This is a genomic window from Flavobacterium sp. KKT103, assembly GCF_055640565.1.
On record NZ_CM145766.1, the window covers coordinates 784952 to 810678 of the forward strand.

The window sequence follows — 25727 nt, forward strand, 5'->3', positions numbered from 1 at the left end:
CTTATCACTTCTATTAGTTATATTTCGCTGAAACTTCTTTTGCTACAGTTTGGATTACATCAGTAATTTCATCTGTTAACTTACCTGCTTTTAAAGCATCCAATGTTGGTCTGTGTTTAGCATTTAAGAATTCTAAGAAATCTTTCTCAAATTCTTTTACTTTGTTCACAGGAACATTTTTCAACAAGTTTTTAGAACCTGCATAGATAATTGCTACTTGATCTTCAACAGTATAAGGATCATTTAAACCTTGTTTCAAGATCTCAACGTTTCTTTTTCCTTTTTCAATTACGTTCAAAGTAACCGCATCAAGATCAGAACCAAATTTTGCAAACGCTTCCAATTCACGGAATTGTGCTTGATCTAACTTTAAAGTTCCAGATACTTTTTTCATTGATTTAATTTGTGCATTTCCTCCAACACGAGATACCGAGATACCTACGTTAATTGCTGGACGAACTCCTGAGTTAAACAAATCTCCATCAAGGAAAATTTGACCATCTGTAATCGAAATTACGTTTGTTGGGATGTATGCCGAAACGTCACCTGCTTGTGTTTCGATAATTGGTAAAGCTGTTAATGAACCACCACCTTTAACGATTCCTTTAAGAGAATCTGGTAAATCATTCATATTTCTTGCAATTCCATCATCAGCAATCACTTTACAAGCACGCTCTAATAAACGAGAGTGTAAGTAGAAAACGTCTCCAGGATATGCCTCACGTCCCGGTGGTCTTCTTAATAAAAGAGAAACCTCACGGTAAGCAACAGCTTGCTTAGATAAATCATCATAAACAATTAAAGCTGGACGACCTGAATCTCTAAAGTACTCACCAATTGCAGCACCTGCGAAAGGAGCATACACTTGCATTGGAGCCGGATCAGAAGCATTAGCAGCAACAATAATGGTGTAAGCCATTGCTCCTTTTTCTTCTAACATTTTAGCGATTCCTGCTACAGTAGACGCTTTTTGTCCAATTGCAACATATATACAGTAAACAGGTTTCCCTGCATCGTAAAATTCTTTTTGATTTAAGATAGTATCGATACAAACAGTTGATTTACCTGTTTGACGGTCACCAATAACTAGCTCACGTTGTCCTCTACCAACTGGGATCATAGCATCAACTGCTTTTACTCCTGTTTGTAATGGCTCAGTAACGGGCTGACGGAAGATAACTCCAGGAGCTTTTCTTTCTAATGGCATTTCGTATAAGTCACCTCCAATTGGTCCTTTTCCGTCGATAGGAAAACCAAGTGTGTTTACTACACGTCCAACCATTTGTTCTCCTGCTTTAAGAGAAGCGATACGTTGTGTTCTTTTTGCAGTAGATCCTTCTTTGATTCCTGTTGATGGTCCTAAAAGTACCACACCAACATTGTCTTCTTCAAGATTCAAAACAATAGCCTCAAGACCATTTTCGAATTCTACTAACTCTCCGTATTGTACATTAGATAACCCGTAGATACGAGCAATACCATCTCCAACTTGAAGTACTGTTCCTACTTCCTCTAGCGTAGCACCAGATTCAAAACCTTCTACTTGCTTTCTTAATATTGCTGAAATTTCAGCTGGTTTAATTTCTGCCATCTTAATTTATAATTTAGACACTAATGTGTGATAAAACTAATTACTTAACTCTTTTTTTAATACTTGTAATCTGTTAGCAACAGAAGCATTGTATTGCTTGTCACCTATTCTTAAGATAAAACCTCCAATGATTGAAGGATCTATATGCTTTTCAATTGTGATTTTCTTATCTGACAACTTTGCTATCGAAGCTAAAACTTGTGCTTCTAAAGCTGCATCCATTGGAAACGCTGTAGTTACTTTAGCTACTTCAATACCATTGCTTTCATCAAATAATTTTACATACTCTGATGCCACTGCTTCTAGGATTTCAAAACGCTTGTTTTCAAATAATAAATGAAACAAACCTTTAGTAACTCCATTAACGCTAGCAAAAACTTCAAGAAGTGCTTTTTCCTTAACTTCAACTCTAGTCGTTGGGTTTTGGATAAAAGTATTTAATTCCTCATTTGAACTAATTGTCAAAGCAATTGATTTCATGTCTGTATCAACAGCTTCAGCAACTCCTTTTGAGTTTGCTAAGTCTAGAATTGCTTTTGCATAACGAATTGCCGCTCTTGTACCTGCCATAATTGCTTAGTTTAACTTTACATCCCCTAACAATTTCTCTACTAATTTAGTTTGAGACTCTTTGTTAGATAATTCTTCTTTCAATAATTTCTCTGCAATACTCAAAGATAAAGTAGCCACTTGCGCTTTTAATTCAGCAACAGCTCCATTTTTTTCACTCTCGATAGCTGCTTTCGCTTGCTCGATCATTTTAGCTCCTTGAACTTGTGCTTCGTTTTTAGCATCAGCAACCATTTTCTCTTTCATTTCACGCGCTTCTTTAAGCATAGTGTCACGCTCTAATCTTGCTTCTTGCAAAATACGTTGGTTGTCAGCTTGAAGGTCTAACATTTCTTTCTTTGCATTTTCAGCAGAAAGCAATGCATTTTTGATTCCGTCTTCTCTTTCGTTTACCGCGTCAAGAATTGGTTTCCAAGCAAATTTTTTCAATAATAAAATTAATCCAACAAATATTAAAATCTGCCAAAAAAACAAACCAAACTCAAACTGATTTATTAACTTTTCCATTATATATGATTATAAATTTTATACTCTAATTTTGATTGTATTGCTACAATAGTAATGTTTTAATTTTAAAAACAATAGTTACAACCAACCGTTGCAACTATTGTCTTTGTGTTTTTAATTAAGCTGCGAATAACGCTGCAAAACCAATACCTTCAATAAGTGCAGCTGCGATAAGCATAGCTGTTTGGATCTTTCCTGAAGCTTCTGGCTGACGAGCAATTGCGTCCATTGCTGAACTACCAATTTTTCCAATACCGAAACCTGCTCCAATAACGATTAATCCTGCTCCTACGAAATTTAAACCTTCCATGATATATATATTAAAAATTAAACATTCAATTTAAGTGTCTAAAAGTTAAAGGTCAAAAATCGTATGTGACTTTATTGCTTTTCGTTTTAGAAAATTTGACTTAGTGCGCCTCGTCGTGGTGGTGTTCTTGAACAGCCGAACCAAAATAAAGTGCTGATAACATTGTAAAAATATAAGCTTGTAAAAACGCTACTAAGATTTCTAACATAGAAAGCATGAATGACAAACCGAATGATAAACTACTTCCGATCCAACTTTTGAAGATGAACATTAAACCAATGATACTCATTAATACAATGTGTCCTGCAAAAATATTAGCATACAAACGAATCATCAAAGAGAATGGTTTAATAAAAACCCCTAACAATTCAATTGGTGCTAAGATAATACGCATTGGTTTTGGTACACCTGGCATCCAGAAAATGTGTCCCCAATAATGTCTATTAGCAGTAAGGTTTGTAATTAAAAATGTAATTAAAGCTAAAGCAAAAGTAATAGTTAAGTTACCTGTTGCATTAATTCCTAGCGGTGTTAATCCGAAGATGTTTAAGAACAATACAAAGAAGAATATCGTTAACAAATAACTCATGTATCGTTTGTAGTTTTTCTCTCCAATATTAGGAATAGCAATTTCGTCACGAATGTAAACTACTAATGGTTCGAAGATACGTCCTGGTCCTTTAGCAATTCCTCCGTTTTTAGCATATGATCTAGCTAAAGAACTAAATAATAAAACCATTAAGAAAGCAGCGATTAAAATAGAAACTACTGTTTTAGTAATAGAAAAATCTATTGGTCTTATGTTAGAAGGAAAACCTGTTTCTTCGTTTTCAGTAATTGTTCCCGCAGCATCGGTTCTATAAATTTTACCATCATGATGATTGATTGCATAAAATTTTCCGTCAGATTCTGCTACCTCTTTACCGTGGTGAAATTTAGCCGAAGAGAAAGTATGTAAACCTTCATCCCATAAAATAACTGGTAAGGCAACGCTCCAAGCTTCTCCAGTCACATCATCTTGTGTGAATGAAAAATCGTGAGAATCTAAAACGTGGTGGTTGATAAACGCTTTTATTTTAGATTTTACGTCTGTTGGTTCCGCATGAGCTCCCTCATGATGTCCTTCAGCAACTTGCTCATGACTTGCTTCTACCTGCACTTGCGTAGAGTCAACTTCTTGATTAGCAAAACTCATCAATGGAAGACAAGCAACAAAAGTTGCAATTATAAATCTAAGCGGTTTTTTTGAAATTACCATATCTATTAAATATCTTAATTTTTTAACGTTTCTAAAATTTGGTGCAAAGGTACATTTTTTATTTATACGCAAAAGCATATGAAAAATTATTTTCATTTGTTTTGAGTACGAATGGCCTTTTATTGCTTTTCATTTAATAAACGGATTGTTAAAATCGTCTCAATTGCTAAAAATAGCATAAAAATCACAAAAAAATTCATTTTCTCCAATGTATTTTCGGGCGATGCGTATTTTAATATTGGTTTCAAAAGTAAAAAACAGAAAATCATTTTTACACTTGTACTTAACAAAAAAGACATTCCTACATTATCAAAACTTTTCTCTTTTACCTTTAATAAGATTATGAATACAATTAAAGACAATACATAGAAAACTGCATAGAGTGTTTCTAGCGCATAATAAAAATCTTGGTCGTCAATGACTAAAAAATGAAAAACTATTTTGTGTACTACATAAAAAAAGGTCGCTAAACCTGTTAAATAAAGTAGTGACCTAGAACTTTGTTTCAGCATGGGAATTTTAAATAATGAACGTCCTAAAAACGTAATTACTTTATTTTATTAATTTCGTTAACTTGCCTGTACACATTATATAAAGCGAGAGCAACTCCCACCATTACTAAAATCTTACTATAATATACTTTAGGACTAGGGTGATTTTCGTCGAGCCAAGTTCCGAGATAGGCAAAAAGAAAAATAATAACTCCCATTTGAATGGGAATATTAATTAGCGCCAACCACTTACTAGCTTGTTTTTTGTTGGGCTTGTTTTCCATCAGTTAGCATGAGTTTTTTGATAATCGGTTTCATGATACAAGTTGCACTAAAATCAGCACCCGGCTCCACAGCCAGTTTACCAACGGTAACTTCTCCGTGAATACTTGCCTTTGCTTTTACGTTTAATACTTCTACCACCTGAATAGTTCCACTAAACTTTCCTTCGATATCTGCATTGTTACAAATCACATCTCCAACCACACTGCCGGATGGACCAATAACTAATTTACCCTCAGATTGAAAATTGCCAATCAACTCACCATCTAATCTAAAATCAGCTTGAGAAATGATATCGCCTTTTATCACTGTTCCTTCCACAATTCGGTTGGTTTTACCCAATAAATCCGTGTATGGTTTTTTCTGTTTATTAAACATCATCTTATTTTTTTAATGCTAAATAATCGCTTAAATTTTTCTTGATTTGCACCACTTTATAATCCTCATTTGAAATTATAATTGCAGGCTCCGCTATTTTAAAATCCTTGTTTTCTTGCAGTGTAATTGCAATATCAGTAGCGTATTGTTTTGACTTGATTCCTTGTAAAATGATAAACACCTCATTGTTAGCGTAATTATCATATGAAATAGTCAACCTTTGAAAGTTTTCGGCTGCTAAAAATTTCTTCAATTTTTCTTCAATCGCTTTAGCTGCCCCACTGTCACGAGAGTTCAACTGGTACAAAATTTTATAATTTTGACTTTCGGCTGTGCTGAATTCCATTTTTTCAAGTGTCGGAATTTGATCTGTTAAAATCGCTAATGCTTGCTTCCCTTCCTCCGTATTCGAATAACTATCGGCAACAAATTGGAGTGCATTTTTATAGGCAGCTAATCCTTTTAGTTTTCCAAGCGTATTGGCTTTTAGCAACTCAAATTTAGCCACAATCTCCTCTCCAGACAGTTGATTGATTAATGGATCAATCTGCTCTAGAACAGTGGTAAACTTTTCATCACTATACAATTTATACAGTTTATTGTACAAGTTATCAGGACTATCAGCCAATGCTTTGTCATCTAAATTATTATTGTTTATGATCACTGCATAGCGCGAATTAGGATATTGGCTATTGATCCTTTCCTTAATGGCTATCGCCTTAGCAGCATCCGTAATTTGGTAAATTTTATACAAGTTATATAAGGTTGGCAACACTAATTTCTCCTCTGGTTTGTTTTCCAAAAGTTTTTCTAGCTTCGTAGTAGCCAATGCATACTCTTTAAATTTTTCCTTATAAATTAAACCCAATTGGTAATAAGCCGTGTTGCGTTCCTTGTTTATACTATCAATAGCAGTAGTAATTGTTGGTAATTGCTTTATATAAAAATCGGCGGTATACTCCGCGATACTTGATGGATCAATGCTGCTATTAGTATCTCCCTTGGTGGCAGTATCAGTTTCAGCACCGTCATTACCATCAAAATTAGTATTGGCCGTAGCTGATAATCTCCAATTGCCCACTGGACTGCGGTTTCCCCAATTTTTCTTGAATTCTACTTTACCAAAAGCTACTGTAGTTGGATTGTAAAAATAAAATAAATTATCTCCTGCATTTACCCCTGCCATTGAAGGTGGTGCTAGTGGTGGTTTTTTAGAAGATCCTCCTGGACTTTGAGGCGCAACAGCAATATTAGTATTTGCAGCTTGATTGTTGCGATCAATGTTAGCTTGCTTTTCCATTAGCTTTTCCTCAGCGGCTTTTTTAATCGCATCAGCGGCTTTGAGTTTTTCGATATAGTTTTCGAAATAAGCAACGCGGCCTGAAGTAGACATACCTACCACATTGAGAATACTATCGTTACGATTAGCTAAGGCTTCATAGATAATAACATCATCTAAATCCTTTCGTACTTTTTGAATGTGTATGAATTCCCTAGTCTTGGGATTCATTTTAACCAAGGTGCTGTCATAGTATTGGGCCGCAACAGGATACTTTGCGTTTTTAAAATACATGTTTCCTATATTTCTATAGTTCGATGCTACCAAGTAATCGTCAGTAGTTGCCTTGTTCAGAGAGGTATTGTAGTAGGCTAAGGCCTGTTTTTGCTTGTTTTGGGTGTCATAAAAAACACCCATTTGGTAATTTAAAAGATCAAGGAAAGGTCGGTTTTCGCGGTCCGCTAGCAATTTTTTGAATTTTTTTACAAAAGCTAAGGTATCGTCTTTTTGATAATCAAATAATTGTGCTTTTCGAAACTGTGATTGAATTACGTATTTCCTATCGGATTTTCTATTCATTTTTATGACTTGCTCATAGCTGTAACGCGCACTATCTTTTTTTCCTAACTCTTCGTACAGTTGTCCAAGTATGAATTTATAACGCGCTCGCTCCTTGTTGTGCTTTGTGAACTCGGCGGCTACTTTTAATTTAGCTACGGCGCTATCCTTTTCCTCCAAGTTTAAAAAAGCTTCAGACAATAGCGCATGCGCATCTGCATTGACTTGATTGCTCAAAGCTCTTTGTTTTAATAATCTTGAAATATTGGTTATCACTAAGCCGTCATTACCAAGGCGCATATTTGTTTTTTCTCGCCAAATTTTGGCCTCATAAATAGTACTACTATTGGGGTACTTGTATAAAATGTAATTGAAGGCATCAAGAGCGGGAATAAAACGCTGGTCGTAATATCGTGCTTTACCTAATAAAAGGTACGATTCATCAATTTGATAATTTTTCTCGCGACCGTCAATATTCATGGAATGTTTTTGAATGGCTTTGGTTGCTTTGGTCTCTGCCAATTCAAAATCAGGGTTTTTAGTTTTTTGGGCTCCTGCTACTTCCTCATTGATTACCATACTCTCGACAGGAAGCCGGTGCCAAAAATCGTCTTTATCAGCTGATTCTATAGACTTAATGCCTTTGTCAAGGCCAATTTGACCATTATATAGAATATTATATTTGGTGCTTAAGGCGTGTGAGTTTCTCGACAAAAAAGTATTGTTCTTGGTAGAACAAGCCACCAAAAGAAGCAGTCCTACACATGGAATTGAGAATTTAAATCTATTGGTTTTCAATGATAAACGTTTTTAACATTAAACTTTTAAAAAAGCTTTTTAGTATACTAACGGGTAAAAATACGTTTCTTTTTGAGAAAGTGAAAATTATATGAAGTTATTTGAATGCGGCTACTCGCATGAGGGATGTAATGGAAATCCTTTTTTATTTTTTTTCAAAATAAAAAAGATTGGGAATGAAAGCCCGACCGCGCTTTTTTGGCGCGGTCATGCCCTAAAAAATAAAATTAAACTGCAAAAAATTGCTCTAGTTCTTGTAGTGTTTCTGGTGAAGTTTGGATGTCCTTAACCACTTCGCCTTTGTGCATAGCAACAATACGGTCGCTTACCTCAACGGTGTGCAATAAATCATGGCTCGAAACTAAAATAGTCACGTTAGGATCAGCCGCTAGTTCCTTGATGATTTTTTTAAGGCGGAACTGCGTAGTTGGGTCTAAATTAGCAAAAGGCTCATCGAGAATAATCACCTCAGGATTACCAATAAGAGTGGCGATGATCCCTACTTTCTTTTGGTTTCCCTTAGATAAATCACGTAAATATTTTTTGTTTTTTAGAATTTCGCCATTAAAAAATTCTTCGTGTTTGGCTAATAATGCATCCACATCGGCTTTGTTTTGACCGCGTAAATCGCCTATGAAATAAAAATATTCCTCAGGAGTTAGGTAACCAATAAGGAAACTCTCGTCTAGGAAAGAAGCCGTGAATGGTTTCCAGGCCTCGCTGGTATTTACTTGTACACTATTGTTGGCGATAGTACCGGTTGTAGGCTGGATTAAATCCAAAAGCAAACTGAAGAAGGTTGTTTTTCCCGCTCCGTTGTTTCCTACTAAACCAAAGCTTTCGCCTTTTTTAATTTCTAATGAATCGATTTTTAATACGGTGGTACCGTTGTATTTTTTTGAAAGATTGTTTACTTTAATCATCTTTATAAGTTTTATCGTTGGATTGATTTTTTAGTGTGACTGGATGCTTCTTAGCTTTTTTGTTTGTAAGCCGCTATGGTCGCGTATTTCTCTGATTTGTAGATTTTTTCTATTTGTGAAAACGCCTTGCCTTTTAAGGCTAGACCTAACACACCTACTGCCGCAACTAGTGCTAAACCGATGTTCGCTCCGCCATAAGTAGACCCTATCCAATATAAAAATACGGGTAAGCCCAATTGCGGAATAGAGATGATCATGGTTTTGAAGTTAAATGCTTTTTTGTCTCCAAAGGCACCTTTACCTGAACTTAAATCGATTGGGGTTTTAGTGTACGCACCGCCTAAAAGAACGAGTTGGGAGTTGACACCAATGTTATAAATTCCGCCAACGACAATTGTTAAATAGGTTTGCCATCCAAAATAAAGGTAGAACGATGCTACTAATGTGGTTACAATAGTTGCAATGACCATTAAATACCATTTAGAACTTAAATAGCCTTTGTAGGGAATGTTTTGTGTCATCATTAATTGATAATAAGCACTATCCCAACTAGGAACGAATTGCCCAAAAGTGATTAAGAAACCTCCTGAAACGAAGATTCCAGCAAAAATATGCATGATTGGATTATTGTACGCCTCGATACTGTTGGTAAAGAATAAAAAACCGTAAAACAGAAACATTACACTTAGTCCAACTGTAGTTTTAGAACGCTTGTTTCTCTTGATTAATTTGATATCGTTTTTTAAGAAAGTCCCAATGGTTCCAAACTGGTTTAACCATACAAGATCCTCGGTTTTAGCCACATCCTGTTTTTGAGAAAGTCCTGCATCGAGGTATAAATTCTTTTTGAAAAACTGAAACGTTAGAAAATACATTGTTCCTAATGCCGCTACTGGAATAGCTGCTGCCCAATAGGTATTGAAAAGCGCATCGAAAAATGGTGCTGTATAATCCGTTACATTAAAATAACCATAGTAATGCAAGGCGGCAAGCGAAACCGCTACTGCGCCAAAAATAGCAAACAAGTTATCCTTATTGCTTAATATAATATTGATGAAATTATTCAGGTACACTAATGATAGAATCGAGATAAACCACAATACCACTGCAATTGGATCATACCCTTGAACAATAAGCACAACACTAAACGGAATCAGGAAAAAAGCATGAATGATATTGAAAAATGACAAGGCTGTTTTTCCTAAGGAGAAATGGACAATTGTCGATTTCTTGATTGGAAAAATCAATAACGGTCGAATGTTCATCACAGGGATTTTTTGAAGAAGCAACCTGAAAATTAAATCGATAATTAAGTAATAGATCATGAATTTATTGACCGTTGCTACAGGATCCAGGTTTGCTTTCTTTAAAATAAAAAACACACCTATTCCCAATGCTAGGAATATTACAATAAAATAAGCGGCTACAAAACCCATAAGGATTTTTAATGCCAAGTTGGTTGCGAAGGAAGCCGACCTAAAAAAAGCTTTCCACTCGAGGTAGAGAAATTTTTTAATCATGGTTTGATTGTTTTGGTTGTAGGGTAAGTATACTAAAGTAAGAAAACGTTACAGCTTTTCTAGTTTATATTCAGGATAAGTGGCTAATAAATAACTCTCGGCCTTAGACGGAATGATCTTGAAAATGATATAAAAGAATAAACTGAGTGATACTAAAAAGAAACTTAAACCCATTGTCCAATATGAATTCCCTAGTAATCTCTCGTGATCATTAAAAATTCGTGTCATCATATTAAAAGGCAAAATTATAATTCCAGCAAAATTCCCATAATGACTAATTATTTCCTCAAATAGCCAGCGCTTTTCTCCGCTTTGTTTTTTGTTTTTCCTTGTTTGATACCCTTTAAAGATTTCGTAAAACATGCCTACTATCAATACAATATAAACCCCAAAGAAAATATATTCCCTAGCAGCACTCCATTGTAAAATAGTAAACAAAGCCAATGTCAATGCTACGGTCAAAATAATTTTAGGAATACTAAAAAAGTCTTTGAAATGCTGCCAAACGATATGATTGTACTTTTTACTCAAAGCAGCTTGTCGTTTTTCGACCACATCCATAAAACCAAAGACACCAAATTTCTTGAATTCTTTTTGCAGAGCATCTTCAAAGGAAAGGGTTGGGTTTTGTTCCCAATCTGTTTCTATCGCGTTCGCTAAATGATCCACAAGCTCTGATTGCAAGTCGTACCATTCGACATAATGCTGACGGGTAAAAAGGAATAATTGGTCTATTTGTTCAGTGGTTAGTTTCATGTTTGAATATTATGAAAAGTGGTTATTTTTATTTATATTTTTCTCTATTTTGTCATGCTGAGGAACAAAGCATACCTGCTTGTTGCTCCTTTTAGTTACTTCAATTTAGTCAACTTATAATTACGCTATTCCTTTATTTATTTGCCCAATTTGAGGAGATGCTTCGTGCCTCAGCAAGACAAATTTGTGTGATGACGGTGTTATGTTAGTTGGTATTGTTTTTTGATATTCTTAATTGTCTTTTTACTAAGATAAATTGCAGTAATAGAGAACAAAATTGTAAATACCCAAATACAACAAAATAGTAAAACCAACCACTGATACCGGAGTAATTCGTTTCTTAAATAGCTCGAAGAACTCATCCCTAAATTTGAAAAAGATATAATCAATCCACTATAAGTTAATCTATTTACCATTAAAAACTTCTTGCCATCAATTTCCTTATTTTTCCACCAATAAAAACAAAGAGGTAAAGTAATAATCAATGAACTACAAAATAGCACTGCTATGTATTTTTGTGGACTAACAAAGTATGCTGAAATGGTATATACAAAATAAACGAGCACAAGACTACCAACGATTTTTGGAAACGTTAAATATTCAGCAATCATTTTTCTGTGTTCTTTAGCTAGTTCTTTACTTAAAATTTTGGCGCGTTCTTTTTCAATCGCTTTTAATTCTGGCTTTGTGAATTTTTTAAACGTGTTTTCTTTTACTTGCTCAAAAGATAAGTTTGGATTCTGTTCCCAAAATTCCTCCATACTCAAAACCATGTGATCGGTGAGTTCTAATTGTAACTCATACCATTTGATATCTTTGGATTCAATATAATTTGAGACGTATTGTATTTGTTCGTTGGTTAGTTTCATATTTAGATATTATGAAAGGTGGTTATTTTGTATTTATATTTTTCCTCTATTTTGTCATACTGAGGAACGAAGCATCCCTGCTTGTTGCTCCACTTAATTATTGCAATTTAGTCAACTTATAATTATGCTATCCCTTTATTTATTTGCCTAATTTGAGGAGATGCTTCGTACCTCAGCAAGACAAATTTGTGTGATGGCGCTATTATTCAAACAAACAATCAAGAAAATTCAGATCCGGATTAATGGTTTTTATAAGTGTGATTTTCTTGTCTCTTTTCCATCCTTTGATTTCTTTTTCTCTAGCAATTGCAAGTTGTATCCAAGTGAATTTTTCGTAATACAGTAAATAATGAACATTATATTTGGTTGTAAACGACTCCGGATTCAGGGACTCTTTGTGTTGTTGTAACCTAATTTTCAAATTATTGGTAACACCGGTATACAAAACTGATTTCGCTTTATTAGTTAAAATGTAAACGTAATACGTATGATACCCTTCTTGAAATTCTATCATAACTGTTTTTAATTTTGTTTACTTTTTATCTTTCTTCTTGCTTTTGTCATGCTGAGGAACGAAGCATCCCTGCTTGCTGCTACTTTTAGTTACTTCAATTTAGTCAATTTATAATTACGCTATCCCTTTATTTTTTTGCCTACTTTGATGAGATGCTTCGTTCCTCAGCAAGACAGATTTGTGGTTAACTAATAGTTCATTTAATTGTTTTGATTCGAGTTTATGTTGTAATTGAGGTTCAATCCTTTGTGCTTGTTTTGTCATGCTGAGGAACGAAGCATCCCTGCTTGTTGTTCCTTTTAATTATTGCAATTAAGTCAACTAATAAGTCTTACTTCCCTTTATTTATTAGCCCGATTTGAGGAGATGCTTCGTACCTCAGCAAGACAAATTTGTGGTTAAGTAATGTTGCATTTAATTGTTTTGATTTGAGTTTATGTTCTAATTGAGGTTCAATCCTTTGTGCTTGTTTTGTCATGCTGAGGAACGAAGCATCCCTGCTTGTTGTTCCTTTTAATTATTGCAATTAAGTCAACTTATAAGTCTTACTTCCCTTTATTTTTTTGCCCAATTTGAGGAGATGCTTCGCACCTCAGCAAGACAAATTGTTTGTTACACTTAGGAGTTTAACTCAGCATATGAATTACTGAAATGATAGTTTTTTTTCGAATTGAAAATGCTTAAAGACCAATTGTAACACTAAAAACATACTGAATAGCATCCAAAAAGAAGATATAACAAGTAGTATTTGATTTCGTAATTCGTTAGGTGTTGGAGAAAAGCAAATTGGATAAACAAACATCAAAAAAGCGATTTGTCGCTCTTTAAAATTATGTTGAAATGAAGTTTTGTGCTTTGCCTTTAAAAATTTAATGTTACTTGCAACAAGGAGTAAGCCACCAAGAAGGTATAAAAAACGAGTTCCAACTTGAACATTCTGTGTGATTGCTTTAGCGTCAAAAAATGAAGCCAAACCATAGAAAACGATCAAAACAACTACCGATGATAGTAATCCAATCCATATCTGTTTTTTTACAAGAACTAGTTTTTTTTCTAAGACAATCTTTGGATATTTCACGCTTAGTCCAGTAAGAAATGAACTGGTTGGTTGTAATTCTTCCGACCATTTATCAAGTACTATTTTAAAATTGTCATCAAATGAAAGCTTATTTTCATCCATTTTAACTTCTACTTCAGTAGCAATATGGTCCATGATTTCCAGTTTAGTGTCGTCGAACTTAAGTCCGTTTAAAACTAAAATTGAATCTATAAAGTCAATTTGTTCGGTTGTTAATTGCATGGTTTATTGAATTTTTAATTTTTTTTCAAATTGAAAATGTTTGACCGCAAGCATCCCATAAAATCCTGATGCAAGTATCATTACAACAGGCAAAAAAATAGTCATAAAATTAAAATTAGATAATTCCTCATTTGCCTTAAATTGTAATATGCCAGCAGCAATAGCAATAAGATTAAATATTTGGATCAAACCATTTCGATCAAATAAATAGCGGAAGGATGAATATTGTTTTGATTTCAATAGTTTATACTTGGCCAATAGCAGAAAAACAATAGCCGTAATTGCACAACCTTTTAAAACGGTGTTTAGGTTCTCAATAATTTCGTTATTGGCTGCATTTTTAATAAGTAATGTAGCTATAAGTGCAAAAACTAAACCTAAACTTAAAGACATCTTAAAAACGTCAAGCATCATTTTATTGCATTTTAGAATGACCATTTTAGGAATAGGATTTGTCCCCCATATCCACATAGAAGTACTCGGTCTTAATTGTTCCTGCCAATCTGTAAATACGGCAACTAAAGCTTCATCAAATGACGTATTATTTTTATTTAGTAGTACTTCAATTTCTGTAGCAATATGATCTAAAACTTCAAGTTTTAAATCATCATAAATAAAACCGTTTAAAACTAAAGTTTTTTCGATAAGATCAATTTGTTCGATTGTTAATTTCATCTTCAAAAAATTAAAATTCTAAACTCAGCTTTGGGTTCACTAAACTCTGCATGTTTTTAATAAAATCTTCCAGCTCAGCTAGTCGGTTTACCGTTTCTTTCGTGCCTGCCTCAGTGAGTTTGTAATATTTACGCATTCGGTTATCAACCTTAGCGATTTCAACATCTAGAATTCCTTCGGCTTCCAGTTTATGCAAAGCTGGATACAAAGCACCCTCAGTAATATTAAGTTCGCCTTGCGTAATCGCCTTTACTTTTTGAGTGATTTCATAACCGTACATCTTACCGTTTTCTTCCAGTAATTTCATGATAATGGTGTTTAAACTCCCCTTATATAATTGTGAATTTTTCATTTCGATTTCATTTTGAATTACAAATATACATAAGATTCTTATACATAACAGTTTTAGGTATGTAAATTTTTCAAAGTCTTTGATTTAAGAAACCTAATCTCTTTAGTATATTTGTACAAAAAATAAAATATGGCTTCATTTTTAAAATTAATTATAAAAGAAGTAAAAAGAGAAACCAAAGACGCAATCTCTATACTTTTTAATGTACCCGAAGAATTAAAACCCAACTATACCTTCATTGCTGGACAATACGTAAACATAAAATTAACGCTTGATGGCCAAGAGATTCGTCGTGCGTATTCTATTTGTTCTTCGCCTGAAAGTGGTGAATTACGCATTGCAGTAAAGGCTGTGAAAAATGGTGTTTTCTCTCAATTTGCTAACTCAAAACTAAAAGCAGGCGATGTCCTTGAAGTAGGAACGCCGGAAGGAAAGTTCACTTTTACAGCAGATGCCGACCGTCAAAAAAACTATGCAGCCTTCGTTTCTGGAAGCGGAATCACTCCTGTATTGTCAATCTTAAAGTCGGTTTTGAAAAGCGAACCGAAAAGCACTTTTGTTTTGGTTTACGGAAACAAGTCACCCGAAGACACTATCTTTCATCAACAGCTTCATGACTTACATTTAGAATATGTGAATCGTCTGTTTGTACATTATGTGTACAGCCAAGTAAAAGTTGATGAAGCACTTTTTGGTCGTATCGACAAATCAGTGGTGAACTTTGTGGTAGGCAACAAACACAAGGAATTAGAATTTGATAAATTCTACTTGTGTGGTCCTGAGGACATGATCAATACGGTTTCGGCTACTTTAAAAGAGAAAAATGTAAAAGAATCTGCTATCAAGTTTGAGCTTTTTACTAGTTCAACTCAAGTTGCTGAGATTAAAGACTTAGGCGGACACTCCAAAATCACGATTATGGTCGATGATGAGGAAACTACTTTTGAAATGTCTCAAAAACAAACCATTCTAGATGCAGCTTTAAAACAAGGAATCGATGCTCCCTATTCCTGCCAAGGCGGAATATGTAGTAGTTGCTTGTGTAGAGTAACATCAGGAACGGCTGAAATGAAGAAAAATTCAATTTTGACCGATAAAGAAATCGCCGATGGTTTAATACTAAGCTGTCAAGCGCACCCAACATCCGAATCAATTTATGTGGATTTTGATGATGTTTAAAATCATCTCAATTATAAAGCAAACTTCTCTGAAAAGGGAAGTTTTTTTTTGGCCTGAAAAGTCTTTTTTTCAGTACCTTAGTGAAAGAATTCCACTTTTACCTATGCTATTTCCTTATCATTGATTTGTCGCTTTCATCACCTTGTTGTTAATCTGAATTAAAACATTATTTATTATGACAATCTTCACTAAAATACATCCGGTACATTTAACTTTTTTTATCATTTTTGGAATTACTGCTTCGCTCTGTGCACTGATTATTATACTAAAGATGTCCAGAAAAAAAAGGCCAAAACAGCTTGAAAAAGAAAAATTCGACGCTACCCTTAGTCCGGTGGTGAAAGAAATAGCAACCACAGACGATGCTATTTTTAATTTTTGGCCATACGTTAGCGAACTAAAATCGGCCAAAATACTTTCGAATAAAATCAAAGAAAATGAATTGGTCTATAAAGTATATCGCTACGCTAACGAACAATTTGAGCATATCCTGCTAGCGACTGAAAACGAAAATAGCTATGTATCGTTAATTGTAAATAGAAATAAGAAAAAAATAATAGGTTATGCAGTCGTAGATTCGCAAGGAAACTACATTTTAACTTAGAAATACTAGATCAATAAAATTATTTGAATTGGTTGCATTAATTGTTAAGTGACTGTTGAACCATTTTAAAGCTGATAAAAAATCACAATACTAGTTAGTAAACACTAAATTTTAAAACATATTAAGCTAACTAGAAACTACTATTTACCCTTTTTACAATTGAGTCAACGGTAATCGTTCGCATGGCATCTTCATAACCAGCTACTTTCTTATTGCCGTAGACTGAAGTGGGTAATAAAGGATACTTTTCTCTATCCGAAACTAAAGAGTTGCTGATTGGTTGGTTAAAAGGTACAAAACCCGCATACGGATGCGTCGCGCCCCAAAGCGTAATAACCTTTACGCCTAACATCGCCGCAATATGTGCGTTACCTGAGTCCATAGACAGCATAAGGTTTAGGTTGCTAATGAGTGCTAACTCTTGCTGAAACTTGATTTTGCCAGCCATGTTAACCACATTCGGTTTCCCTTTTGCGAATGCATTCAATAGTTCTCCTTCTTTTTTTCCACCACCAAAAAGTAAGATGGTAGCATCCGCTTTCATGGCTAATTGATCAATTACCTCTTGCATTAAATCAAGTGGATACACCTTAGAATCATACTGTGCGAACGGTGCTATTCCTATTAATTTGGTCTTTGGAGTTCCAATAATCTGAAGAATTTCTTGACTTAAAGACGCTTTTTGAGGAAACTGAGGATGCGCTAAATCGATAGGGAATCCTAACTGTTTCAACACCGCTGCATGCCTGTCGAACATACTAGGCAAAGGTTTAAAAACTTTATTATCTGCTCTTGTCAATGCCTTTTTTTCTGCTCTTCCTTTATCCGTAAAAGCTACTTTTTTTCCGCTCAAGGCAAAAAGAGATCGCACAACCTTAGATCGTAGTACATTATGAAAATCCGCAAAAAGGTCAATATCAAGCTTTTTCACATCTTTAAATAACCGAACTAAGCCTAAAAAACCCTTATGCCTTTCTTTTTCATCGAAAGCAAAAAAGGTAAGATTAGGGATTCCATCAAAAAAAGGTTTGAAAAAAGGTCGCGAGATAACCGTGAGTTTTACCTCTGGATACTGCTGCACTAAGGCGCGTAAAACAGGAACCGTCATGGCAACATCGCCCATGGCAGATAATCGCATGACGGCTATATGTGTAGATTTTGTTGGCAAACTACTTCTTTTTAGCATTTGCGTTTTCTAAAGCTCTTCTATCTCTGTTCTTTCTTAAAGCAATTCTTAAAAAAAAGAAACCAAATAAAGCCACCAAGTAAATAGCGATTCCCGAATGCTGCTTTTCATCAACAAACAGAATTTCATAAAAAACGTACAGCGTTCCTATGAAAGAGAGCACATAAATAATCTTGAACAAAAGGGGTTCAGTAGAAAAAAAAGAAGGCTTGGCCATATTACTTTTTGTTTTGGTACAGTACAGGATTTAAATCATCATCATTGTACATTTTCATTTGCTTGTACACCTTCATGAATTTTTCTCCGTTTTCGATTGCAAACAATAAATCATCAATAGCTGTTGATAAATCGGTTCTTTGCTCTAGCAAAATATTTAGTTTTTCCTGACATTTATCTCTGTGTTCAACTGAAGCTTCTGCACGAGTTGCTTCTTCGTTCATGTGATAAATTTTTAAAGCTAAAATAGACAATCTATCAAAAGCCCAAGCAGGACTTTCGGAATTGATTTTAGCATCGGCACTAACTTTAACATCGCTAAATTTTTGTAAAAAATAACTATCGATGTATTCGACCATATCGGTACGCTCTTGATTAGAAGCATCGATTCTTCTTTTTAAAGTCAATGCAGCCACAGGATCAATATTAGGATCCCGAATAATATCTTCAAAATGCCATTGTACGGTATCGATCCAATTCTTAACATATAACAAGTGTTCGAATTTATCTTTAGGAAAAGGATTGTTTATCGGTTGATCTACATTATCAAACTGATGATAATCTTTGATACTTTGCTCGAAAACAGAATAGGCTAATTTTGAAAACATCTTTTATATTTTTATAGATACAAAGATACTTTTTATACTTTTATAAAAAAATTACACCTATAAAATCTACTTTAGTGCTTGATAATCAACTACTAAAATAAAAATAACAACAAATACCATCATGCAAATCCATCATTTATCTGAAAACAACAGTGTGCTTAATCATTTTTTAGGTCAAATACGCAATGTAAACGTCCATAAAGACAGCATGCGTTTTAGACGTAATATTGAACGCATTGGCGAAATCATGGCGTATGAAATGAGCAAGGAATTGCATTATAAAGCAGTATCAATTGAAACGCCACTTGGAGTCAAAAACACTACTGAAATTTCAGATCAGCTGGTTATTAGTTCGGTTTTACGCGCAGGGTTGCCCTTGCATATGGGTTTCTTAAATTATTTTGATCAAGCCGAAAATGGTTTTGTATCGGCTTTTCGATACCATCCTAACAATGATGATTATTTTGAAATAAAGGTAGACTACCAAGCCATTGCTGACTTTAACGATAAGTACTTACTAATTGTAGATCCAATGCTTGCTACAGGACAATCGATAGTAGCTGTTTTTAATCAATTGATGGAACGAGGAACGCCTAAAGCAATTCATATTGCCGTAGTAATTGCTGCGCCTGAAGGCATAGCCTACCTTGAAGAAAATTTACCCGATCACTGCCATTTATGGATTGCTGATTTAGATGAAAAATTGAATGAACACAGTTATATTGTCCCAGGACTAGGTGATGCAGGTGATTTAGCTTACGGAACTAAACTATAATTGCGAGAAAAAAGCAAAGAAACTACAAGCAATGAGTACGAAAAGCACCATTTCTTGCTTTAATTTCACCTGTGGGATTTCGATATGACTCGTAGCCATAATAGCTAAAGGAGCAACGGTAAAAAGGAGCAAATCATTGCTCTTGTTAGCCGAAACAACAAATAGCACTACGCCTATAAAAAAAGCAGCTACCACCTTTTTGAATGAGCTATGTAAAACTTGAGGCCTGTTAGACAAACTTAGGACCATAGAACTAACAAAAAATAATGCTACTGTAGCATAAATTGATAAAGCACCATTTTGATAATTATTGGTAAAATAATTGATTTCGAAATTAGTACTTACGGCTTGCTCTAGGTATTCAATTATACTAAAATGAAACAACAGAGACGCTAGTAAGAACAAAGTAGCTACCGCAAAAAAGGCGATAAATGGTAAAAACCAATTGCGATAATCTCTCGAAACGTGAAAAATAATAGAGATAAACACTAAAACAAGATACAGTATACACCAAAACTGAAACAAAGCAGCTACAAATATCCAAAACGAAGCATCAAAAATCTTCTCTTTGGACGATTTGAGAGATTGGAGAGATAACAGCCTACGAAGGGCTAACAAAATAAAAAAGTTAGCCAAAATTAAATTGACATTGTCTAGGACCGATGGAAAGAAAATCAATAACAAAAAGTAGAAAAAAACCGTAAATCCGCTGTCTTTACTTAAGCCATTTTTTTTCGAAATAAAATTTGTCATAAATACAGAGCCGAGTAAAACAGCTAGTAATCCCAACTTTTGTCCAAGTAAAACAAGTGAATTCGTCCAACTTGAATCTTGCATTTGAAAGACAAAGAAGAAAACTAATATCAAAAATACTACTAAAGAGAAATTTAACGGTGTAGATTTTTTAAAAACACTTGTAATCATAAGGATATTTTATACTTTTGTGACTGTAAATATAATACTTGTTTAAAAAGTAAACCCTCAAGTTGAAAAGATTCTCAATAAAAGAGTTTTATAGGTTTTGAGGAATAAACACAACAAACTAATTTTTAGCGATATGAAAGCATTTTTTGAAGGAATTCAATACCTATTTGTAAACATTTTATTTGCTCCTCTTGATTTTTTACGTTCTTTAGAACTTTCATCTTGGTTTGTGGCAAATACAATTAACTGGATTTTCATGATCATTTGCACTGCCGCAATGGTTTATTGGATCAAACAACTTAGAATTTTTGATGATGCAGGTACAGAAAATCAAGATACTACTGCTCATTCATTTTTAAAATAATAGCATAAAAAGTATTGGGAACTATTTTAAGTCGTTCCCAATATCTTTTCTATAATTCATCTTATCAAAATTTAGCTTTGCTATGTTTTGGTAAGATTTTTTTATGGCTTGTTCAAAATTATCTCCGTAGGAAGTAACCATTACAACACGTCCGCCATTAGAAACTATTTGTCCGTTTTCTAGTTTTGTTCCCGCGTGAAAAACAATAGAATCAGTGATGTTTTCTAAACCTGTAATGACTTTCCCTTTTTCAAAAGCTTCAGGATAACCTCCTGAAACAACAACAACTGTAGTTGCGCTGCGTTCATCCACCTCAAGTATAATCGTATCTAGTTTTTCATTGGCTACAGCCAAAAACAATTCGACTAAATCATTTTTTAATCTCGGGATCACTACTTCGGTCTCAGGATCACCCATTCGCACGTTGTACTCGATTACGATTGGCTCGTTATTTACGTTAATTAGTCCAATAAACACAAATCCTTTGTATGGAATTCCGTCTTTTTGAAACCCTTCGATCGTAGGTTTTACAATACGCGTTTCGATTTTTTGCATCAACACATCATCAACATACGGTACCGGAGAAACCGCTCCCATTCCGCCTGTATTCAATCCAGTATCACCCTCGCCTATGCGCTTGTAATCTTTGGCCGTTGGTAAAATTTTATAATTCTTACCGTCAGTTAATACAAAACAGCTAAGTTCAATTCCGTCTAAAAATTCTTCGATTACTACTTTTGAACTAGCTGCTCCAAATTTTTGCCCTACTAACATATTTCGTAATTCTTCTTTGGCTTCCGCCAAATCATGAATGATCAATACGCCTTTTCCAGCAGCTAATCCATCTGCTTTAAGCACAAATGGAGGTTGTAAGGTTTCTAAAAAGTCACAACCTTGCTCTACAGTTTCGGCCGTGAAACTATCGTAAGCAGCTGTTGGAATGTTGTGTTTTACCAGAAATTCTTTGGCAAACTCTTTACTTCCTTCTAGCTGTGCACCTAATTTTGAAGGTCCAATAACTGGAACAGCATTCAATTGGGCGTCATTCAAGAAAAAATCATAAATCCCGTTTACTAAAGGATCTTCTGGACCTACGACCACCAACTCGATGTTTTTTTCGATTACTAACGCTTTTATCGCTTCAAAATCAGTAACTCCAATAGCAACATTGGTTGCAATCTCTGCCGTTCCTGCATTTCCTGGAGCCATAAAAAGGGTATCGCAAAGCGGACTTTGAACCATTTTCCATGCAAAAGCATGTTCTCTTCCTCCTGATCCTAATAGTAAAATATTCATCTGTAGTGTGTGTTTAGTTGTGTGTCCTTTGGTAAGGAATGCTGCAAAAATAATTGCTTTTGGACGTAAAAAATAATTAATTTTTAAAAAGTTGTCCAACCCTTTCCATTCGACCCCGATATACGCTATTTTTGAAGAAACATAACTTTAGATGCTTTCTCTATTTGATTTAACCTTGCGGCTCAATGGCTTCCCTATAAAAAAGGCGAAGACACAGTTGCATTCTATAATCAACCTTTCTGAGACTGACTGTATCACTTTTGTAGCAAATCAAAAAAGAGAAATTCTCGATTTTCATTTGAATCACAATTCATTTTACCGTGATTTTGCCAAAGAACAATCCTTTGAAAACTGGAGTGATGTACCTGTTTTGACCAAGAAGGACCTCCAAATACCACTAACTGATAGGCTTTCAGAAGGATTTACAAAAACCAATTGTTATACCAATAAAACTTCAGGTTCAAGCGGAACACCCTTTAGTTTTGCCAAAGATAAGTATTCCCATGCCCTTACTTGGGCTTCAAACATGTACCGTTTTGGTTGGTTTGGTATCGATTTCAATACTTCCTATCAAGCACGTTTTTATGGCATTCCACTGGATTTTATTGGGTATAAGAAAGAACGATTCAAAGATTTTTTAGGCAAGCGCTATCGGTTTCCGATTTTTGATTTATCCGATGCTGTTTTAGAAACTATTGTTGAAAAATTTCGAACAGAAAAATTCGATTACATCAATGGCTACACGAGTTCGATTGTGCTTTTTGCTAAATATTTGAGAAAACGAAACCTTGTTTTAAAAACAATTTGTCCGAGCTTAAAAGTAGTTATGGTAACCTCCGAAATGCTTTTTGAAGAGGATAAATTACTTTTAGAAACGCAATTCGGGATCCCGGTTGTTAATGAATATGGCGCCTCAGAGCTGGATTTAATAGCTTTTCAAAACCCAAAAGGCGAATGGCAAGTGAATGCTGAAACGCTTTATATAGAAATTTTAGACGACAACAATACTATTTTGCCCCACGGCCAAGAAGGACGTATTGTAATCACCTCATTGTTTAATAAAGCGCATCCGTTTATACGTTATGATATTGGCGATATTGGTATTTTAGACGAAAATAGCACAGTACAAAAACCCATTCTGAAAAAATTAATTGGTCGAACAAATGATGTTGCTTTGCTGCCTAGCGGAAAAAAATCGCCTGGACTGACTTTTTATTATGTGACCAAAAGTATTATTGAAGATGATGGCAACGTTCAAGAATTTGTGATCATACAAACTAAACTGGACAGTTTTGAGATTGATTACGTTAGTACAACCGAAATAACTTTCGAACAAATTGAGAAAATTGAAAAAGCCATTGCCTTGTATTTAGAACCGGGCTTGCATTTTACTTTTACTAAAAAAGATTTCCTAAAACGATCCAATCGAGGCAAACTCAAACAATTTAGCTCGTTACTTTAGTCGGTTTAACATACTTGGGTTTAACTACTAATTGCTTCCACAAAAACAGGAGCATACATAGTGAAGCCTTTATACTAGTCAAGCCATGATGCTTCCTGTAAATGGCGTAATTGTGCTTAAGCAAATTGACTTTAGCAGTTGAAATAGAATTGGATCTAATGCGATAATAAGCCAAGCTTTCAGGCACTGGTTGGGATGTTCTAATCCTTTTTAAAATCGTAAGCCATAGCATCCAATCTTGTCTTTTTCTATTGGGCGAAATCGGAATTTTTCCAAAAAAAGCCACATCATAGATACCGGTTAGGTTACCGATATAATTGCAAAAAAATAGTTGGTTGTATGTCAAGTTTTTTGGTGCTTGAATTTCTCTCCCCAAGGGTTGTCCATTTTCATCCATGCAGTCATAAAACGAAAAAGTAAAAGGCAATTGATGTATGTGCATCCATTGCAGCTGCTTCTCTAATTTATGCGGTTTCCATAAATCATCCGAATCTAAAAAGGCTAAATACTTCCCTTTGGCTTTTTCTACACCTAAATTTCGGGCTATACCCGTACCGGAATTTTGAGCTAATTGGTACAGCTGAATTCTGGCATCTGCTTTTATCAGTTCTGATACGATCGCAACTGTGGTATCCTGAGAAGCATCATCAACTACAATAATCTCCCAATTCGCATAGGATTGCAATTGTACAGACTGAATCGCCTCAGCTATAAACGGAGCTGAATTGAATGTAGGAATGATAACGGATACTAATGCTGACTCCATGTTAATAGGCTTTATCTTCTCCTTTATAAATGTTCACGAGTGTTTGATAAATAATTTTTAAATCTAAAATCAAAGACCAATTTTCGATATAAAAAACATCGAGTTTTATTCTGTTAATCATGTCTGTATCTTTTAGAATCTCGCCTCTATAACCACTTACTTGCGCTAGCCCTGTGATGCCTGGTTTTACAAAATGGCGCTTCATGTATTTTTTAATTTTATTCCCGTACGTAATATTTTGTGACCATAAATGCGGTCTTGGACCAACAACTGACATGTCTCCAATTAAAACATTTAAAAACTGAGGTAGCTCGTCCATACTGGTTTTGCGCATAAAACGGCCTATAACTGTTACTCGAGGATCATTTTTATAGGTCTCAGTTTCAGTTGATTCATTCAATCGCATCGATCTGAATTTATAACAATTGAATTCATTTTCATTAATCCCTGGACGTCCTTGCTTAAAAAACACAGCTCCTTTTGACTCTAACTTAATTAAAATAGCCAAAATTGGGGTTAACCATGATAAGATGCCGATAATTACAACCAAAGAAAAAACAATGTCAAAAGTGCGCTTAAAAAATTTAATTACGGGCTCGTCTAAGACTGTCTTTGGCAAGGATAATACAGGGAAAAAATCGTAATAATCAACTTTTAAATTTTTGGTAAAAACCTCTTTTGTATCCGGAATAAACTTAATAGTTTTAAAATTTTCGTCAGCAAAATCGATTAAATCTTTTAACTGTTCGTTCGAGACCTCATTCAAGGAACAATAGATTTCGTCTATTTTTTTTTCGACTACAAATGTTTTAACGCTATTGATATTCCCTTTTATATTTTGATTTACCACTTTATTTGAAAAGAAGCCCGAAAAAACATAACCGTATTCCCTCCTACTTTCAAAAACCTCTTTAAGCCGAATCGCCTCAGCAGTGTAACCAATAATAATTGCACTTCTAAAATTATTCCCTGTTATGATACGGTATTGCTTTAAGCAATAAAATAAGAAAAATTTTGACAGCGTAATTAATATAAAAACGCTTAAGCAAAACTGTAATACTACCTCAACATCAAACATGAAATTATCCAGAAAAGGAAAATAGGCAACCACCAACAGCAAGAAAAGAAATCCTTGCTTTACGATTTTAGAAATGATTTCAATGGGAGTAGTAAAACGATATACTTTATAAAAACCTAGTATAAAGGCTAATACAAACCACCCTGCTAGTAAGTATCCAAAGTAATACACATTGTCCAATCCGAATTGATTGAACCAGAAAAAACAATTTACGGCAATGATTAACACATCTGTAAAAACAGCTATGGGGCGTATAAATTTTGAATATCTTCCTATTTGGTTTGCAGTCATGTAGTAGGTACAATTCTTGAATTATGGGCAGCATTTTGGGTTTTAGT

Annotated in this window: 29 protein-coding genes; 5 read left to right on the forward strand and 24 right to left on the reverse strand. The window is 34.5% G+C overall.

What is annotated here, in order from left to right:
* Positions 1-13 precede the first annotated feature (13 nt).
* The 17 genes from atpA to ACZ2G0_RS03435 form a co-directional block, all read right to left on the reverse strand.
* Positions 14-1591, reverse strand: a complete 1578-nt coding sequence (gene atpA, locus ACZ2G0_RS03355; RefSeq protein ID WP_187009041.1) for a F0F1 ATP synthase subunit alpha — start codon at positions 1589-1591, stop codon at positions 14-16.
* Between the two features lie 36 nt (positions 1592-1627).
* Positions 1628-2161 carry an ATP synthase F1 subunit delta gene (gene atpH / locus ACZ2G0_RS03360; protein ID WP_470309001.1) on the reverse strand — a complete coding sequence of 178 codons (534 nt, stop codon included), beginning with the start codon at positions 2159-2161 and terminating at the stop codon, positions 1628-1630.
* Positions 2162-2167: 6 nt separating this feature from the next.
* Positions 2168-2668 (reverse strand): F0F1 ATP synthase subunit B, encoded by a 501-nt coding sequence (locus ACZ2G0_RS03365; protein WP_300288027.1) that lies wholly within the window; start codon positions 2666-2668, stop codon positions 2168-2170.
* Positions 2669-2786: 118 nt separating this feature from the next.
* Positions 2787-2978, reverse strand: a complete 192-nt coding sequence (gene atpE / locus ACZ2G0_RS03370; RefSeq protein ID WP_470309002.1) for an ATP synthase F0 subunit C — start codon at positions 2976-2978, stop codon at positions 2787-2789.
* 100 nt (positions 2979-3078) lie between these two features.
* The gene (gene atpB / locus ACZ2G0_RS03375; RefSeq protein WP_470309812.1) at positions 3079-4236 is read right to left on the reverse strand and encodes a F0F1 ATP synthase subunit A; all 1158 of its coding nucleotides are present in this window, start codon (positions 4234-4236) and stop codon (positions 3079-3081) included.
* Positions 4237-4355: 119 nt separating this feature from the next.
* Positions 4356-4748: a hypothetical protein gene (locus ACZ2G0_RS03380; RefSeq protein WP_470309003.1), complete on the reverse strand. Its 393-nt coding sequence runs from the start codon at positions 4746-4748 to the stop codon at positions 4356-4358.
* 35 nt (positions 4749-4783) lie between these two features.
* Positions 4784-5011, reverse strand: coding sequence for an AtpZ/AtpI family protein (locus ACZ2G0_RS03385; protein WP_470309004.1), 228 nt, complete (start codon positions 5009-5011; stop codon positions 4784-4786).
* Positions 4980-5387, reverse strand: coding sequence for a bactofilin family protein (locus ACZ2G0_RS03390; RefSeq protein WP_470309813.1), 408 nt, complete (start codon positions 5385-5387; stop codon positions 4980-4982). Before ACZ2G0_RS03390 ends, ACZ2G0_RS03385 begins: the two co-directional genes overlap by 32 nt.
* A gap of 4 nt (positions 5388-5391) precedes the next feature.
* A complete protein-coding gene (gene porW / locus ACZ2G0_RS03395; protein WP_470309005.1) occupies positions 5392-8022 on the reverse strand; it encodes a type IX secretion system periplasmic lipoprotein PorW/SprE in 2631 nt (876 codons plus the stop codon).
* Between the two features lie 227 nt (positions 8023-8249).
* Positions 8250-8945, reverse strand: coding sequence for an ABC transporter ATP-binding protein (locus ACZ2G0_RS03400; RefSeq protein ID WP_470309006.1), 696 nt, complete (start codon positions 8943-8945; stop codon positions 8250-8252).
* 50 nt (positions 8946-8995) lie between these two features.
* The gene (locus ACZ2G0_RS03405) at positions 8996-10465 is read right to left on the reverse strand and encodes a DUF5687 family protein (protein WP_470309007.1); all 1470 of its coding nucleotides are present in this window, start codon (positions 10463-10465) and stop codon (positions 8996-8998) included.
* A 48-nt stretch (positions 10466-10513) separates the two neighbouring features.
* Positions 10514-11221, reverse strand: a complete 708-nt coding sequence (locus ACZ2G0_RS03410) for a hypothetical protein (protein ID WP_470309008.1) — start codon at positions 11219-11221, stop codon at positions 10514-10516.
* Between the two features lie 200 nt (positions 11222-11421).
* Positions 11422-12090 (reverse strand): hypothetical protein, encoded by a 669-nt coding sequence (locus ACZ2G0_RS03415; protein WP_470309009.1) that lies wholly within the window; start codon positions 12088-12090, stop codon positions 11422-11424.
* Between the two features lie 202 nt (positions 12091-12292).
* On the reverse strand, positions 12293-12604 hold the full coding sequence (locus tag ACZ2G0_RS03420; RefSeq protein WP_470309010.1) for a GIY-YIG nuclease family protein: 312 nt from the start codon (positions 12602-12604) through the stop codon (positions 12293-12295).
* 643 nt (positions 12605-13247) lie between these two features.
* Positions 13248-13904, reverse strand: coding sequence for a hypothetical protein (locus ACZ2G0_RS03425; RefSeq protein ID WP_470309011.1), 657 nt, complete (start codon positions 13902-13904; stop codon positions 13248-13250).
* Between the two features lie 3 nt (positions 13905-13907).
* Positions 13908-14579 carry a hypothetical protein gene (locus ACZ2G0_RS03430; RefSeq protein ID WP_470309012.1) on the reverse strand — a complete coding sequence of 224 codons (672 nt, stop codon included), beginning with the start codon at positions 14577-14579 and terminating at the stop codon, positions 13908-13910.
* Between the two features lie 10 nt (positions 14580-14589).
* Complete coding sequence (locus ACZ2G0_RS03435) at positions 14590-14931, reverse strand: PadR family transcriptional regulator (RefSeq protein WP_300288041.1); 342 nt, start codon at positions 14929-14931, stop codon at positions 14590-14592.
* A 129-nt stretch (positions 14932-15060) separates the two neighbouring features.
* On the opposite strand from ACZ2G0_RS03435, the gene ACZ2G0_RS03440 reads away from it, so the two are divergent.
* Together ACZ2G0_RS03440 and ACZ2G0_RS03445 are read left to right on the forward strand one after the other, a co-directional pair.
* Positions 15061-16110, forward strand: coding sequence for a 2Fe-2S iron-sulfur cluster-binding protein (locus ACZ2G0_RS03440; protein ID WP_470309013.1), 1050 nt, complete (start codon positions 15061-15063; stop codon positions 16108-16110).
* Positions 16111-16381: 271 nt separating this feature from the next.
* Positions 16382-16714, forward strand: coding sequence for a hypothetical protein (locus ACZ2G0_RS03445; protein WP_470309014.1), 333 nt, complete (start codon positions 16382-16384; stop codon positions 16712-16714).
* Positions 16715-16844: 130 nt separating this feature from the next.
* Here the strand turns inward: ACZ2G0_RS03445 and ACZ2G0_RS03450 are convergent, their stop codons facing one another.
* The 3 genes from ACZ2G0_RS03450 to ACZ2G0_RS03460 are packed head-to-tail and all read right to left on the reverse strand — an operon-like array spanning position 16845 to position 18724.
* The gene (locus ACZ2G0_RS03450) at positions 16845-17852 is read right to left on the reverse strand and encodes a glycosyltransferase family 9 protein (RefSeq protein WP_470309814.1); all 1008 of its coding nucleotides are present in this window, start codon (positions 17850-17852) and stop codon (positions 16845-16847) included.
* Between the two features lie 31 nt (positions 17853-17883).
* Positions 17884-18117 (reverse strand): hypothetical protein, encoded by a 234-nt coding sequence (locus ACZ2G0_RS03455; protein ID WP_470309015.1) that lies wholly within the window; start codon positions 18115-18117, stop codon positions 17884-17886.
* A gap of 1 nt (position 18118) precedes the next feature.
* The gene (locus ACZ2G0_RS03460) at positions 18119-18724 is read right to left on the reverse strand and encodes a DUF4254 domain-containing protein (protein WP_470309016.1); all 606 of its coding nucleotides are present in this window, start codon (positions 18722-18724) and stop codon (positions 18119-18121) included.
* Positions 18725-18845: 121 nt separating this feature from the next.
* Here ACZ2G0_RS03460 and upp point away from each other — a divergent pair, with 121 nt between their 5' ends.
* On the forward strand, positions 18846-19499 hold the full coding sequence (gene upp, locus ACZ2G0_RS03465; protein ID WP_300288050.1) for a uracil phosphoribosyltransferase: 654 nt from the start codon (positions 18846-18848) through the stop codon (positions 19497-19499).
* Here the strand turns inward: upp and ACZ2G0_RS03470 are convergent.
* On the reverse strand, positions 19494-20423 hold the full coding sequence (locus tag ACZ2G0_RS03470) for a DUF6427 family protein (RefSeq protein ID WP_470309017.1): 930 nt from the start codon (positions 20421-20423) through the stop codon (positions 19494-19496). The genes upp and ACZ2G0_RS03470 overlap by 6 nt on opposite strands.
* A gap of 133 nt (positions 20424-20556) precedes the next feature.
* On the opposite strand from ACZ2G0_RS03470, the gene ACZ2G0_RS03475 reads away from it, so the two are divergent.
* Entirely contained in the window at positions 20557-20787 is a 231-nt protein-coding gene (locus ACZ2G0_RS03475; RefSeq protein ID WP_300288053.1) for a DUF6341 family protein, read from the forward strand.
* A gap of 21 nt (positions 20788-20808) precedes the next feature.
* On the opposite strand, the gene purD is transcribed toward ACZ2G0_RS03475, so the two are convergent.
* The gene (purD, locus tag ACZ2G0_RS03480) at positions 20809-22083 is read right to left on the reverse strand and encodes a phosphoribosylamine--glycine ligase (RefSeq protein WP_470309018.1); all 1275 of its coding nucleotides are present in this window, start codon (positions 22081-22083) and stop codon (positions 20809-20811) included.
* 151 nt (positions 22084-22234) lie between these two features.
* Between purD and ACZ2G0_RS03485 the strand changes: the two genes are divergently transcribed.
* Positions 22235-23545: a phenylacetate--CoA ligase family protein gene (locus tag ACZ2G0_RS03485; protein ID WP_470309019.1), complete on the forward strand. Its 1311-nt coding sequence runs from the start codon at positions 22235-22237 to the stop codon at positions 23543-23545.
* Here the strand turns inward: ACZ2G0_RS03485 and ACZ2G0_RS03490 are convergent.
* Positions 23529-24311 carry a glycosyltransferase family 2 protein gene (locus ACZ2G0_RS03490; RefSeq protein WP_470309020.1) on the reverse strand — a complete coding sequence of 261 codons (783 nt, stop codon included), beginning with the start codon at positions 24309-24311 and terminating at the stop codon, positions 23529-23531. The two genes, ACZ2G0_RS03485 and ACZ2G0_RS03490, sit on opposite strands and share 17 nt — an antisense overlap.
* 1 nt (position 24312) lies before the next feature.
* Positions 24313-25680 carry an exopolysaccharide biosynthesis polyprenyl glycosylphosphotransferase gene (locus ACZ2G0_RS03495; protein WP_470309021.1) on the reverse strand — a complete coding sequence of 456 codons (1368 nt, stop codon included), beginning with the start codon at positions 25678-25680 and terminating at the stop codon, positions 24313-24315.
* Positions 25681-25727: the final 47 nt, after the last annotated feature.